The organism is Enterobacter sp. P82, assembly GCF_037053385.1.
In the GTDB taxonomy this organism is placed as follows: Bacteria; Pseudomonadota; Gammaproteobacteria; order Enterobacterales; family Enterobacteriaceae; genus Enterobacter.
Genome location: NZ_JBALHX010000001.1, coordinates 1,397,580 through 1,411,153 on the forward strand (window position 1 = coordinate 1,397,580; position 13,574 = coordinate 1,411,153).

At 54.2% G+C, this 13,574-nt stretch carries 13 protein-coding genes; 7 read left to right on the forward strand and 6 right to left on the reverse strand.

Annotated elements, in window-relative coordinates:
• The first annotated feature begins 231 nt into the window (after window positions 1-231).
• Together WB237_RS06490 and clcB are read left to right on the forward strand one after the other, a co-directional pair.
• Window positions 232-855, forward strand: a complete 624-nt coding sequence (locus tag WB237_RS06490; protein ID WP_336211663.1) for a glutathione S-transferase family protein — start codon at window positions 232-234, stop codon at window positions 853-855.
• A 100-nt stretch (window positions 856-955) separates the two neighbouring features.
• Window positions 956-2,266: a voltage-gated ClC-type chloride channel ClcB gene (clcB, locus tag WB237_RS06495; protein ID WP_336211666.1), complete on the forward strand. Its 1,311-nt coding sequence runs from the start codon at window positions 956-958 to the stop codon at window positions 2,264-2,266.
• Here clcB and bioD read toward each other — a convergent pair.
• The 3 genes from bioD to WB237_RS06510 form a co-directional block, all read right to left on the reverse strand.
• Window positions 2,201-2,896 carry a dethiobiotin synthase gene (bioD, locus tag WB237_RS06500; RefSeq protein WP_114977402.1) on the reverse strand — a complete coding sequence of 232 codons (696 nt, stop codon included), beginning with the start codon at window positions 2,894-2,896 and terminating at the stop codon, window positions 2,201-2,203. The two genes, clcB and bioD, sit on opposite strands and share 66 nt — an antisense overlap.
• 129 nt (window positions 2,897-3,025) lie before the next feature.
• Window positions 3,026-4,246, reverse strand: a complete 1,221-nt coding sequence (gene mlc / locus WB237_RS06505) for a sugar metabolism global transcriptional regulator Mlc (RefSeq protein WP_336211670.1) — start codon at window positions 4,244-4,246, stop codon at window positions 3,026-3,028.
• Between the two features lie 121 nt (window positions 4,247-4,367).
• A complete protein-coding gene (locus tag WB237_RS06510) occupies window positions 4,368-5,273 on the reverse strand; it encodes a LysR family transcriptional regulator (RefSeq protein ID WP_108090031.1) in 906 nt (301 codons plus the stop codon).
• A 121-nt stretch (window positions 5,274-5,394) separates the two neighbouring features.
• Between WB237_RS06510 and WB237_RS06515 the strand changes: the two genes are divergently transcribed.
• The 5 genes from WB237_RS06515 to WB237_RS06535 all read left to right on the forward strand — a co-directional run bounded on the left by WB237_RS06515 (window position 5,395) and on the right by WB237_RS06535 (window position 10,645).
• Window positions 5,395-6,648, forward strand: a complete 1,254-nt coding sequence (locus tag WB237_RS06515; protein ID WP_336211673.1) for an MFS transporter — start codon at window positions 5,395-5,397, stop codon at window positions 6,646-6,648.
• Between the two features lie 74 nt (window positions 6,649-6,722).
• Window positions 6,723-8,207 carry a carboxypeptidase M32 gene (locus WB237_RS06520; protein WP_336211675.1) on the forward strand — a complete coding sequence of 495 codons (1,485 nt, stop codon included), beginning with the start codon at window positions 6,723-6,725 and terminating at the stop codon, window positions 8,205-8,207.
• A 173-nt stretch (window positions 8,208-8,380) separates the two neighbouring features.
• Entirely contained in the window at window positions 8,381-8,905 is a 525-nt protein-coding gene (locus WB237_RS06525; RefSeq protein WP_442892477.1) for a thioredoxin fold domain-containing protein, read from the forward strand.
• 175 nt (window positions 8,906-9,080) lie between these two features.
• Window positions 9,081-9,545 carry an acid resistance repetitive basic protein Asr gene (asr, locus tag WB237_RS06530; protein WP_336211677.1) on the forward strand — a complete coding sequence of 155 codons (465 nt, stop codon included), beginning with the start codon at window positions 9,081-9,083 and terminating at the stop codon, window positions 9,543-9,545.
• Window positions 9,546-9,823: 278 nt separating this feature from the next.
• Entirely contained in the window at window positions 9,824-10,645 is an 822-nt protein-coding gene (locus tag WB237_RS06535; protein ID WP_336211679.1) for a trypsin-like serine peptidase, read from the forward strand.
• Window position 10,646: 1 nt separating this feature from the next.
• Here the strand turns inward: WB237_RS06535 and WB237_RS06540 are convergent, their stop codons facing one another.
• From WB237_RS06540 to mdtJ, 3 genes are all read right to left on the reverse strand, one after another.
• Complete coding sequence (locus tag WB237_RS06540; protein ID WP_336211681.1) at window positions 10,647-12,809, reverse strand: bifunctional diguanylate cyclase/phosphodiesterase; 2,163 nt, start codon at window positions 12,807-12,809, stop codon at window positions 10,647-10,649.
• A gap of 84 nt (window positions 12,810-12,893) precedes the next feature.
• On the reverse strand, window positions 12,894-13,223 hold the full coding sequence (gene mdtI / locus WB237_RS06545) for a multidrug/spermidine efflux SMR transporter subunit MdtI (RefSeq protein ID WP_114977415.1): 330 nt from the start codon (window positions 13,221-13,223) through the stop codon (window positions 12,894-12,896).
• Window positions 13,210-13,572: a multidrug/spermidine efflux SMR transporter subunit MdtJ gene (gene mdtJ, locus WB237_RS06550; protein ID WP_114977416.1), complete on the reverse strand. Its 363-nt coding sequence runs from the start codon at window positions 13,570-13,572 to the stop codon at window positions 13,210-13,212. The genes mdtI and mdtJ overlap by 14 nt, the downstream gene beginning before the upstream one ends.
• Window positions 13,573-13,574 lie beyond the last annotated feature (2 nt).

Below are 13,574 nucleotides of genomic sequence, written 5' to 3' on the forward strand. Positions count from 1 at the left end.
CCTACGCCCGATTGCGGATGTGCCGCAACGCAGGCACTTTACGACCCCGATCGGTTTAAGAAAAGACATAACCCTTAATTTCACAAGGTTACTTTGCGGTTTGCGAGGCGTCTTCCAGAAACGTTCCGTCTGGTCAGGAAAAGCACTCCCCACCAAATTTTGCCCCAACCTCCTCTGCTGAACTGATGTATTGTTTTCGCACAATGAACGCCTCTAAAGGACACCTGCGCAATGATAAACATCCTCGGTAAAACCACCTCGATCAACGTTCGTAAAGTGCTCTGGACCTGCGAAGAAGCCGGTATCGCGTACCAGCAGGAAGATTACGGCAGCGGCTTTGCCTCCACCGAAACGGATGAATTTCGTGCGCTGAATCCTAACGCCATGGTGCCCGTGCTGATCGATGATAATTTCGTGCTGTGGGAATCCAACTCTATCTGCCGTTATCTGGCGCGCAAGGCAGGACGTTATGATCTGCTGCCGTCAGAGCCTCAGGCCTGTGCCAATGTCGAACGCTGGATGGACTGGCAGGCAACCGAGTTCAATAACGCCTGGCGCTATGTCTTCCCGGCACTGGGGCGTAACAACCCGGACTATAACGATGCCGAAAGGATTGCAGCGGGGATAAAAGAGTGGAACGGGTGCATCACCCTCCTTGAAGGGCAGTTACAGCGCACCGGTGCCTTTGCCGCAGGCGAAGTGTTTACGCTTGCAGATGTAGTGCTCGGGCTGTCGGTGAATCGCTGGAAAATGACCCCTTTCGACAAACCTGATGTACCCGCCGTTGATGCATGGTTTGAACAACTCAACCAGCGTCCGGCATTTTTGCGTCACGGTAATAACGGAATGGTGTAGAAATACGGCCGGCGTCGCCCGGCTTTTTCGCACGCATACCTTTTGCTAACCCCGCGATTTCCCGCCACAATATTGTATCGTTCCTGTTTAATCGCGACTCATGCAACGTCTTCACACTTATCCCGACATCCGGGCAATGTTTCGTCGACTCCTGATAGCCACCATAACTGGCGTACTGGCCGCGCTGGCCGTTGCGGTGTTCCGCCACAGCATGTATCTGCTGGAGTGGCTGTTTCTCAGTAACGACAGCGGCAGCCTGGTGAATGCCGCCGCCGCGCTCTCTCCCTGGCGGCGCGCACTGACACCAGCCCTGGGTGGGCTGGCTGCCGGGTTACTGTTATGGGGATGGCAACGATTTACCGCGCAGCGCCCTCACGCCCCAACCGATTATATGGAAGCGCTGGAGACCGGTGACGGTCAGTTTGACTACGGCGCCAGTCTGGTGAAATCCCTTGCGTCACTGCTGGTTGTTGCCAGCGGGAGTGCCATTGGCCGTGAAGGGGCGATGATCCTGCTTGCCGCCCTCGCCGCCTCCTTTTTCGCCCGCCGATTTACGCCGAAATCCGAATGGAAACTCTGGATCGCCTGCGGCGCCGCGGCCGGGATGGCCAGCGCCTACCATGCTCCGTTAGCCGGAAGCCTGTTCATTGCAGAGATTCTGTTTGGCACGCTGATGCTGGCCTCGCTTGGCCCCGTGGTTATTGCTGCGGTGGTGGCGCTGCTCACGACGCATCTTTTAGCGCCCGGATCCCTTACTCTCTATGACGTGCATCTGAGTGGCATACTCACCGCGGCAGATTATGCCCTGTTACTCGCTATGGGTCTGCTGGCGGGCCTCTGCGGCCCACTGCTGATGTGGCTGATGACGTTCAGTCATGGGCTATTCCTGCGTCTCAAACTTTCACCGCCGTGGCAACTGGCGCTCGGCGGTTTGATCGTCGGGCTGCTGTCCCTTTTGACGCCTAAGGTGTGGGGGAATGGCTACAGCGTGGTTCAGGCTTTTCTGCTCGCCCCCCCGTTGCTGTCGGTCATTGCCGGTGTGTTTATCTGTAAATTGCTGGCGGTACTGGCCAGCAGCGGCTCGGGTGCTCCGGGAGGGGTATTTACGCCTACGCTGTTTGTCGGTATGGCGACAGGTATGCTGTTTGCTCAACTTTTCGCGCTGTGGATGCCGGGTTCTGAGACGGCAATTTTGCTGGGGCTGGCAGGGATGGCAACGTTACTCGCCGCAACCACACATGCGCCCATTATGTCGGCGCTGATGGTCTGTGAAATGACCGGGCAGTATTTTTTGCTGCCCGGTTTGTTGGTCGCCTGTGTTGTGGCGTCCGTGCTGTCGAGGACATTACGCCACGACTCTATCTACGGTCAGCACGCCACCGAGGGCAGAGAGATCGATGTATTGCGCTAACTCACGCTGCTCTGCGCGGGGCAGGTACGGCAACTCACCGACCAAAGGCCCAGGCAGTTTTGTGCTCAGCACGTCGATGATTTCAGCGTAGTGCGCAAGTCCTGGGTTGATGCGGTTTGCCACCCAGCCAATCAACGGCAGGCCGTCATTGGCAATGGCTTGTGCCGTCAGCAGCGCATGGTTAATGCACCCTTCCTGGATACCCACAACCATCACCACAGGAAGTTGTTCCTGCACCACCCATTCAGACAGCGGGCGCAAATCATTCATCAGGCTGCGCCAGCCGCCCGTCCCTTCAACCACAACGTGATCAACCTTCCCGCTCAGGTTTGCCAGGCCATCAGACAGCAGGGGGTAATTAATCATACCGCTGTGCGCCACGCTGCTCTCCTCTTCGCTTAACGCAATTGGATTAACCGCGTGATAAGGCAGCTCCAGCGACGAGACGCTTTGCAGCACCAGAGCGTCTTTATTACGCAATCCCTCTGGCGTCTCTTTACTGCCTTTTGCGACCGGTTTGTACCCTGCAACGCGTTTACCGCTTGCAGCCAGTGCCTGCAGTAATGCGCGGGATACCACTGTCTTGCCGACAGAGGTATCTGTACCAGTAACAAAGAAACGCTTAAGCATGACTCGCTCCACCTCTTGGGTATGCTTCGAAATATAAACCAGGTAAATAATTCAGTGGGGGAAGTCTACGGGAAGCGTGCGCTACCCGGCTTGAGATAGCGCAATTTTTCTTACATCTGCGGAAAAGAGTTAACCCTGTAACAGGCGGATCAACAGCGAGCCGTTATACATGGCATCTTTGACCAGCGCCGCACCTGCCATCGTACCCTGGTTGGAGAATTGGGTACTTTCTACCGCAATATTTTTGCTGTACGCGGGGAGCGACTGCTGATGAATGCAGGCCGAAATAGCCGGGAAAAGAATCTCCGCCGCCTGGCTGAGCGGCGAACCAATCAGGATTTTTTGCGGGTTGAAGAGATTCACCATAATAGCCAGAATGCGGCCAACGTTATTACCTACGCCGGTAATAATGTCCTTCGCCAGGAGATCGCCCTGACGCGCGGCAGCGCAGAGGGAATCCACCGTTAAGGGTTGTCCGTGTAGCGAAGAGCTCATGGATTGGCCGAGCCTCGCCTGCGCCAGTTCCAGCACGCTTTCCACGCTGGCAATGGTCTCCAGACAGCCATGGTTCCCGCAATAACAGCGTTTACCGTAAGGATCGACCTGAGTGTGACCAATTTCAACCAGACTACTGCTTCCGGCATGCAGAAGGCGTCCGTCAGTGATTACACCTGCCCCGACGTTATGATCGATGACGACCTGAATGACGTCTCGCGCACCACGTGACGCGCCAAACAGTGCCTCGGCCATCGTCCAGGCGCTGATGTCATGCTGAATATAGACCGGTACACCGGTATGGTTTTTCAGCACTTCACCCAACGGCATCTCTTTGACATCCTCGTAAAACGGCATACGGTGAACAATGCCATTTTCGGTATCAATAATACCCGGCATGGTGATGGCTATCGCCGTTAAGCGTTCAAGCCGCTGCTGATGGCGGATAAAGAAGTTATCAATATGCGAGACAATCGCATCGAGGAGCGGTTCCTTAGCATTGAGCGGCAGTTCGAGCCGGTCTTCCACCACCAGTTTGCTGCTGAGGTCGCGCAGCGCAAGGAAGATTTCTCCCCGACTGATACGCAGTGACAGGTAGTGCCACGCTTCAGTCTCGACCACCAGCCCGACCGCCGGACGGCCACGGCTGCCCGGCTCCTGGATCTCGGTCTCCTGAACCAGGTGGGCTTCCAGCATTTCGCGGACAATCTTGGTGATACTGGCAGGTGCCAGTTGTGCCAGGCGCGAAAGATCGATACGCGAAACCGGACCAAGCTGATCAATCAGGCGATACACCGCGCCAGCGTTGGTCTGCTTAATCTGATCAATATGCCCTGGCTGACTATCAGCAACCACCTCGTACTCCCTTATTTTCGAGCTTCGAAATAAACTGTGGGCTATGGTGAAGCACTTCCATGGCCGTCGTCAAATATTTACTTAGCCATGTGATTTACTGCACATTTTTACCCGTATTTCCCTATAAATATCGCCCGGCAGAGGCGCTAATTAACTGCTGTTTAAAACGCTGTGCGGCATGACTCTGTTCATGATGTTTTGACCATACCAGCCACATCTCTGAAACGGCGTCCTCTTCAGCGATGGTAACCCAGCGCATTTCGCGCAATTGTACCCGTTTAAAGGAGGCCGGAAGAATAGACACGCCCAGCCCGGCAGCGACCAGACCAATAATGGTCATCGCTTCCCCAACTTCCTGAGTAATAACCGGGGCAAGATCGTAGCGGCGCATCAAACCCAGAATATCATCATACAGGCCCGTCCCGACCTGCGGGTCAAAAAAGACAAACGGCTCTTTTGCCAGCTCTGCCAGCGTGACAGACGGACGCGAAGCCAGCGGATGATCGTGAGGGATCATCGCCATCAGCGGTTCGCGCAGGATCACCTGCCACGACAGCGTGTCCGGCAGTTGAGTGTTACGCATCAGCCCCAGATCCAGCGAACCTTCATTCAGTGGCGCAATCTGTTCGCGGGTATTAATTTCGCGCGTCTGAATATGAACATCCGGAAAATGCCGGCGGAATGAGGAGAGTGTCTCCGAGACGGCGCTGATAAACGGTGCGGACGAGGTAAACCCGATCCGCAGTTCTCCGGTTTCCCCGAGATACAACCGTTCTGCCCGGGCCGCGGCCTCCTCGACCATACTCAGGATTTGTCTGCTGTCGGCCAGAAACTGTTTTCCCGCCGCCGTCAGACTCACGCTGCGGTTAGTACGGGCCAGAAGACGCGCCCCAACCTGCTGCTCCAGGATCTGAATCTGCTGGCTTAGCGGTGGCTGAGAGATATTCAGTCTTGCCGCCGCGCGGCCAAAATGCAGTTCTTCGGCAACGGCAACAAAGTAGCGGAGGTGACGCAGCTCAATATTCATATTTTTAACGTATCATTTGAGATTATTAATATATTAGACAGAATATTTACATTTTCCTACCCTGATCGTGTGGTCATACCCGTCACCAGAAATCACGGGGATGTTTAAGCAAGGAAACTGTGTGAGTCGTACAACTGCCATTGATATCGATCCGGCCAGAGATATCAATGATTTACCCGTAGCACCTCAGCCGGTTCAGTTCATTAAACGCGGTACACCTCAATTTATGCGCGTCACGCTGGCGCTCTTCTCAGCGGGGCTGGCAACGTTTGCACTGCTCTATTGCGTTCAACCGATCCTGCCCGTTCTCTCTCACGAATTTGGCGTATCACCTGCCAGCAGCAGCGTTTCGCTCTCAATTTCCACCGGGATGCTGGCGATTGGCCTGCTCTTTACCGGCCCACTTTCCGATGCCATCGGTCGCAAACCGGTGATGGTTACCGCGCTGATGCTGGCCTCGGTCTGTACGTTACTCTCGACCATGATGACCAGCTGGCACGGTATTCTGGTGATGCGCGCGCTGATTGGTTTATCGCTCAGTGGGGTTGCCGCTGTAGGGATGACCTACCTCAGCGAAGAGATCCACCCGAGTTTTGTTGCCTTCTCAATGGGGTTGTACATCAGCGGGAACTCCATCGGCGGGATGAGTGGACGCCTGCTGAGTGGGGTATTTACGGACCTCTTTAACTGGCGTATTGCGCTGGCTGTCATTGGCTGCTTCGCCCTTGCCTCTGCACTGATGTTCTGGAAAATTCTGCCGGAATCGCGTCATTTCCGCCCCACCTCGTTGCGCCCTAAAACGCTGTTTATCAACTTCCGCCTGCACTGGCGTGATAAAGGGCTGCCGCGCCTGTTTCTGGTCGGCTTCCTGCTGATGGGCTCCTTCGTCACGCTGTTTAACTATATTGGCTACCGCCTGATGCTCTCACCGTGGCATCTGAGCCAGGCCGTTGTCGGTTTGCTTTCTGTCGCTTATCTGACCGGAACATGGAGTTCTCCAAAAGCCGGGGCGATGACGGCGCGCTTCGGGCGGGGACCGGTGATGCTGGTATTCACAGGCGTGATGTTACTCGGCCTGCTGTTGACGCTCTTCTCCTCCCTGTGGCTGATTTTTGCTGGAATGCTGCTCTTCTCCGCGGGATTCTTCGCCGCCCACTCGGTCGCCAGCAGTTGGATAGGCCCACGCGCCCGTCGGGCCAAAGGTCAGGCGTCATCGCTTTATCTGTTTAGCTACTATCTCGGTTCCAGTATTGCCGGGACGCTCGGCGGCGTGTTCTGGCATAACTACGGCTGGAACGGCGTGGGTGGGTTTATTGCGCTGATGCTGTGCGCCGCGCTGCTGGTTGGCGCCAGTTTGCATAAACGTCTGCATTAACAATCCACCGCCTTCGTGTTTAAATCAAGCCGATGCTAATTTTTGTCATCGGCTGATTCAGACACGAGGACTTCATGAAAAACAACAACTACCAACAACTCACCCGCACCTTCCAGCGTCTCTCCCGCTTCTCGCACCTCTCCTCCATCGCCAGCTGGGACATGTTCACGATGATGCCGCCAGGTGGCAGCGCTGCCCGTGGCGAGGCGCTGGCGGAGATAAGCGTCCTGCAACACCAGATCCTGACCGATAAAAAAGTCGGCGACCTGTTAGCGGCGGCGGCAGATGAAGATTTGAATGATATCGAACAAGCCAACCTGCGCGAAATGACGCGTCAATATCAGCAGGCCTCGCTGCTGCCAGAATCGCTGGTGGAAGCCAAATCCCTGGCGGGCAGCAAGTGTGAACATGCCTGGCGCACGCAGCGCCCCGCCAACGACTGGCAGGGCTTTTCTGCAAATCTTAAAGAGGTAGTCAGGCTGAGCCGCGAAGAGGCTCGCCTGCGGGCCGAAGCCAAAGGCTGTACGCCGTACGACGCCCTGCTGGATATTTTTGAACCCGACATGACCAGCGCGCGTCTGGACGTCCTGTTCGGCGATATGAAATCCTGGCTGCCGGACTTGCTGGCAAACGTGGTGGAAAAACAGGCTCAGCGTTCGTTTGTTCCACCGCAAGGCCCCTTCCCGACAGCAACACAGCGTGAGCTGGGGCTGGAAGCTATGCAGATGCTGGGCTTCGATTTTAACGGCGGACGCCTGGACGTCAGTGCGCACCCGTTCTGCGGTGGCGTGCCGGAAGATGTGCGAATTACCACGCGTTATGATGAGGATGAACTGCTTAGCGCGCTGTTTGGTGTGATTCATGAAACCGGGCACGCCCGCTACGAACAAAACCTGCCGCGAGCGTGGGCAGGACAGCCTATCGCTCTGGCGCGCTCCACCGCGATCCATGAATCCCAGAGCCTGTTCTTTGAGATGCAACTCGGCCGCAGTGAGGCCTTCCTCAAACATCTCCTCCCTGCAGTGCACGCCCGTTTTGGCAGCCAGGCGGCGTTCAGCGAAGAGAACTTTATTGCCTGGAACCAGCGCGTGAAGCCGGGCTATATTCGCGTCGATGCGGACGAAGTGAGTTACCCGGCACATGTCGTGCTGCGCTATGAGATTGAGCGTGCGCTGATCAACGGTGAGATCGAGGTGGACGATATTCCCGCCCTGTGGGACGAGAAAATGCAGGCCTGGCTCGGATTATCCACCAAAGACAACTATCGCAACGGCTGCATGCAGGATATCCACTGGACCGACGGCGGTTTTGGTTACTTCCCGTCCTACACGCTGGGCGCGATGTATGCTGCACAGCTATTCCATGCAGCAAAGACTGCGCTTCCGGGTCTACAGGCCTCCATCGCTGAGGGCGATTTTTCCGCACTGTTTGACTGGCTGCGCCAGAACATCTGGCAGCACGGTAGCCGCTTTACGACATCGCAACTCATTACGCAGGCAACGGGCGAAGACCTGAATATCCGCTACTTCCGGGAACACCTGACTTCGCGTTATTTGTAATCCTTCCAGCCGGAGCATGCTCCGGCTACCCCCTCGCCTTTTTTGTATAAGACTATGATTTAGCACATACCGTTTTGATCAGACCTGGTGTATTACTGCGTTTCCTTGTCAAATAATTAAACCGCTATCAGACAGGGATTAACAAAATAAAGGGATGAATGATGAAAGGCATAATGAAAACGATGTTAGCCATTCTGTGTGCGACGAGTTTAAGTACCTTCGCGGCCACGGATAACACACCACAAGACGCATTCAATGATATTACCCGCTCACTGACAGATCTCCAGCCCATCACGTTTCAGGCCCCCGTGGAGAGATACAAGCTGCTGGTGTTTATTGATAATCAGTGCATTTACTGCAGCAATGTGGTGAAAAACGTTAAGCAGTATACGGATGCCGGGTTGACGATGTCGTTTCTGACCGTTGCGCCCAACGCCATTCGCGACTCGGTCATTGAAGATATGGGGCGCGTCTGGTGTTCAACCGATAAGGTCAAAAGCCTGCAAAATGCGATGGCTGGTTTTTTACCTGACAACGATACCACCGCAGCCTGCTCCGAATTGATCACACGGCAATCCGCGCTGGCTGAACGGTTGGGCGTGAGCATTACGCCCGTTATGGTGGTGATCGAGCCTGAGTCACGCACCATCATTGGCAGTCAGTCTCCGGCCGCGATTCTGACCGCACTCAAGAAATAACGCTGGCCTGAACGGACAGCGGCGCTGGCCCTGTCCGTACACCCCATCCCCGCTTTGTACATTCCGTTACACAGCGATACCAATCACTCACGGAAACCTCGAATTTACAGGGATATAGTTATTTCAACGGCCCCGCAGTGGGGTTAAATGAAAAACCAAATTCGAGGGTATGAGAATGAATAAAGTGTTAGCTCTGGTTGTTGCCGCTGCTATGGGTCTGTCTTCTGCTGCGTTTGCCGCTGAAACTACTGCAACCGCTGCACCGGCTGCCGCTCCAGCTGCAACCACTACTGCTGCTCCAGCAAAAGCGGTTCACCATAAGAAACATCATAAAGCAGCAGTGAAAAAAGAAGCCGCTGCACCAGCAACCGCAGCACCAACCGAGCAAAAAGCTCAGGCTGCCAAAAAGCACCACAAAAAAGCCGCTAAACCGGCTGTAGAGCAGAAAGCGCAGGCCGCTAAAAAGCACCACAAAAAAGCGACCAAACCAGCTGTAGAGCAGAAAGCGCAGGCTGCTAAAAAGCACCACAAAAAAGCGACCAAACCAGCTGTAGAGCAGAAAGCTCAGGCCGCTAAAAAGCACCACAAAAAAGCAGTAAAACACGAAGCTGCTAAACCAGCTGCACAGCCAGCTGCGTAAGAGTACAAGCTTAATCGTGCCCTTCGGGGCACGTTGGTAAACCGGCGCTGAACCGGAACAGGTTCCGCGCCGTTTTTTTATCCGGAGGGCGTATGCTGCGACGCTATCGGTTTGAGCTGATCCTGATCCTGCTTATTTTATGCGCGCTCATCGCAAGCCATTTTTATCTTTCCTGATTGTAGCACGCTGATTTTACTCCCACTTTAGCGCTGTCCCGTCTATAGTATTTTCATAGGGTTCACTTTTAATAATCATAATTACCCCCACCAGAGTGTGATATGCGTAAATCTGTTGTGTTGTTACTGGGAACGTTTGGTCTTTTTTCTGGATTTTCACATGCGGATGATGGCGGTGATGACACCATTAGCGCGAAAGATCTAAAAACGCTTTTTTTCGGTCATGATGACCGGACTCGCGTCACCGACCCGACCCAGTCTCCCTGGGATGCGATAGGGCAACTGGAAACCGCCAGCGGTAACTTGTGTACCGCGACGTTGATCACCCCACAGCTTGCCCTGACGGCCGGTCACTGTCTGTTGACACCGCCAAACGGTAAGCCAGACAAAGCGGTTGCCTTGCGGTTTGTGTCGCAAAAAGGAATATGGCGCTATGAGATCCACGGCATCGAAGGCCGGGTTGACCCTTCTCTCGGCAAACGCCTGAAACCCGATGGTGATGGCTGGATAGTGCCACCGGCAGCCGCCTCATGGGATTTTGGCCTGATCATTTTGCGCTACCCGCCTTCAGGTATTACGCCGCTGCCGTTATTTGACGGAGATAAAGCCGCACTCACCGCCGCCCTGAAAGCTGCCGACCGCAAGGTGACGCAGTCAGGCTACCCTGTTGATCATCTGGATGCGCTTTACACTCACACCGACTGTGTTGTGACGGGCTGGGCACAAACCAGCGTGCTCTCGCATCAGTGCGATACATTGCCGGGTGACAGTGGTTCGCCGTTAATGCTGAAAACGGATAACGGCTGGCAATTGATTGGCGTCCAGAGTTCCGCGCCTGCGGCGAAAGATCGCTGGCGCGCAGATAACCGGGCGTTGTCTGTTACCGGTTTTCGCGACAAGCTGGAAGCGCTGGCGCAACAGTAAATCAGCACTGCCTGATCTGATGTAATTCTCTGATTGATTCAATTGGCATCGGCTGGCTGAACCAAAAACCCTGCAGTTGATCGCAGCCAGCCAGCCGTAGCAGTTTCATTTGTTTCTCGGTTTCCACCCCTTCCGCCACCACCGCCATGCCCAGCGCATTGGCGATCCGCACTGTGCCGCTGACCAGCGCTGCCGCCTGTTCATCGTTGCCCACCAGCCCGGCCAGTGATTTATCAATCTTAATGGTGTCGAAGTTAAAACGCCGTAAATACCCAATACTGGAATAGCCTGTGCCAAAATCATCCAAAGCCACCGCGGTTCCAAGCGCTTTAAGATTGGCTATTGCCATGCGGGCACGCTCCGGGTTTTCCAGCACATAGGTCTCTGTTACTTCAAGCTGCAATCTGTTGGCCGGGAAACGCGTGGTCTCCAGCACACTGGCCACTTTGTCTTCAAATTCGGGATCGCGAAATTGTGCAGGAGAGATATTCACAGAGAGTTTTAACTCACTGAATGGCTCCAGATCCTGACAGGCCCGCTGCAAGACAAACTGGCCCAGTTTGTAAATCAAACCACTGGTCTCTGCAATGGTGATAAAGGTGTCCGGGCCAAGTGGCCCGCCCGGTCGACGCGGCCAGCGAACCAGCGCTTCGACACTGCTCATTTTCTGGCTGTGAGCGTCAATAATTGGCTGGTACCAGACCTCAAACTCATCGCGCTCCAGGCCGCTTCTAATCTGATTCTCAATCGCCAGCTTTCGTTCACGGGCACTGTTCAGCGCCGCGTCGTAGTGGGTGATGCGCCCTTTTCCACTCATTTTGGCGTGATACATGGCAATATCCGCACGGCGAAACAGCTCAGTACTGGTGCATTCGATCAGGGTGCCGCTGGCAATACCTATACTGGCGCCGATATGGATTGTGCGCTCTCCCAGCCGAATCGGGATGTTGAGAAAATCCAGCACCGAACGGGCAAACGCAGTAGCCTGCGCTTCCGCGCCATCACCGCCGATGGTCATGGCAAATTCATCGCCGCCCATGCGTGCCAGCATCCCTCCCGGTGGGACGCGTTCATTCAGTGTTTTCGCTATCACTACGATGAGATCGTCACCCACGCTATGGCCGTAGATATCATTGACATCCTTAAAGCCATCCAGATCGATAAACACCACGCTTTTGACGTCAATATCGCCGCGTAAACTCACGCGATCCAGGTCTTCGATCAGCGCACGTCGGTTCGGCAGATGGCTTAACCAGTCCGTTCTCGCGACCAGACGCGCCTGATTTTCTCCGCGTGCAAGTTTGTACAGCCCAACACTGCTCACCAGAATGAAGAGCAGGATCAACGCCGATGCCAGCACCACAATCTGTGTAATATCAGACGATGCTGCCCGGGCGGCTTGTGCTCCCGGAAGACGTGCCTGCCAGTTCAGGTATCCCAGTAACTCGCCTGCTGAACTGTGCAGGGGCATACTCAGATTATTGATTTTTTCAGGGGTAAAGTTGAGGTTATCAATCTGAAAGGTCGCCCCCAGATCGGATAATATTTTCGCGTTCAGGTGACGCGTAATCACCAGATAGCGGCGTGTTCCATCGGTAACCTGTAAATCTCCAATCATCGGGCGAATCAGCCCTATCCCAACAAATGCAATGCCGTTACGCGTTCGGGTGATCCCCGCATAGATATTTTTATCACCGGGCAGTGCTTGTCCGTACTGGTTAATAAGCCCTTTGAAGCCTTTGCCAAAAAAATCAAGGTTCGTCTCTTTGAACGGTTGGCTTTGAAACGATCCCCAGATGACATTGAAGTGTTCATCAAGCACGAAAGTACCGTCATAGAGGTTGTTAATTTTAAAGCCAGCGCCCCAGGTGTTATACAGCCAGTTGGGATCCAGTGTTGGACGGTACGTCTCGTGTACCGCATCGTCCCAGACGGCGTTATCCAGGACCAGAGAGGAGACTCGGTTGACGGATGTCTGAATGGCCCCCTGCACGGAAAGTGCCGAACGGTGTTCGTCAATTTCATTGGTTTTCGTACTGATAAGGTGCAGGGATAAATAGAGCAGTGCGACAATGGAAATGATTAAGCCGATCCCCGCGATGAAGACCATGGCAAACAATGTTCTCGCAGTAGGAATATTGCGCCAGCTCAATGTGCGATACATCAGCCATCCTCTTCAATGTTATGCTTTTCTAAGAGTACTACAGGCAACGAATTTCGCTGCCTGTAAATAATGGCTGTCAGTATATCAGGCGAGTTTTATCATGATCATACCAGCAAGCAGTAATATCAATCCTACCCAGCCTTTGTTATTTAAACGCTGACCGAAGAGCACCCAGCCTGCTGCCAGCGTGGCGGCGATACCAAACCCTCCCCACAGCGCATAGGCAACAGAAAGGTCGATACCTTTTACCGCCTGGGACAGGGCACTGAATGCCCCCAGAACCGCCGCAATCGACATCAGTCCGTACACTTTACGGCGAAAACCATCGGAGAATTTCAGCAGGACGTTAGCCAGAATTTCCAGCACGATGGCTAAACCCAACCAGGCCGCATGAACCCATTCAAACTGTTGCATGGTTCTGCTCCTTCTGCTGTTTTGTCGGTTTACGGGTACCCGATTTAATCAGCACAATACCCGCGACCAGCGTCGTTAACCCGGCAACCTTCATCGTGGAGAGCGTTTCGTCAAATATCATGACGCTGAACAGTGTAATCAGCAAAATACCGATCCCCTCCCACAGGGCATAGGCCACACCCAGCGCAATTTTTTTCACTGCAAATGAGAGGAAAATATAGGAAAGTGAAATCATCACCAGCATTAAAATAAAACCGGTGTTGCCATCGCTGACACTTGCCCATTTCATAGACAACGTGCCGGTAATTTCAGCGACAATAGCCAGAGCTAATAAAATCCAGTAAAACATGT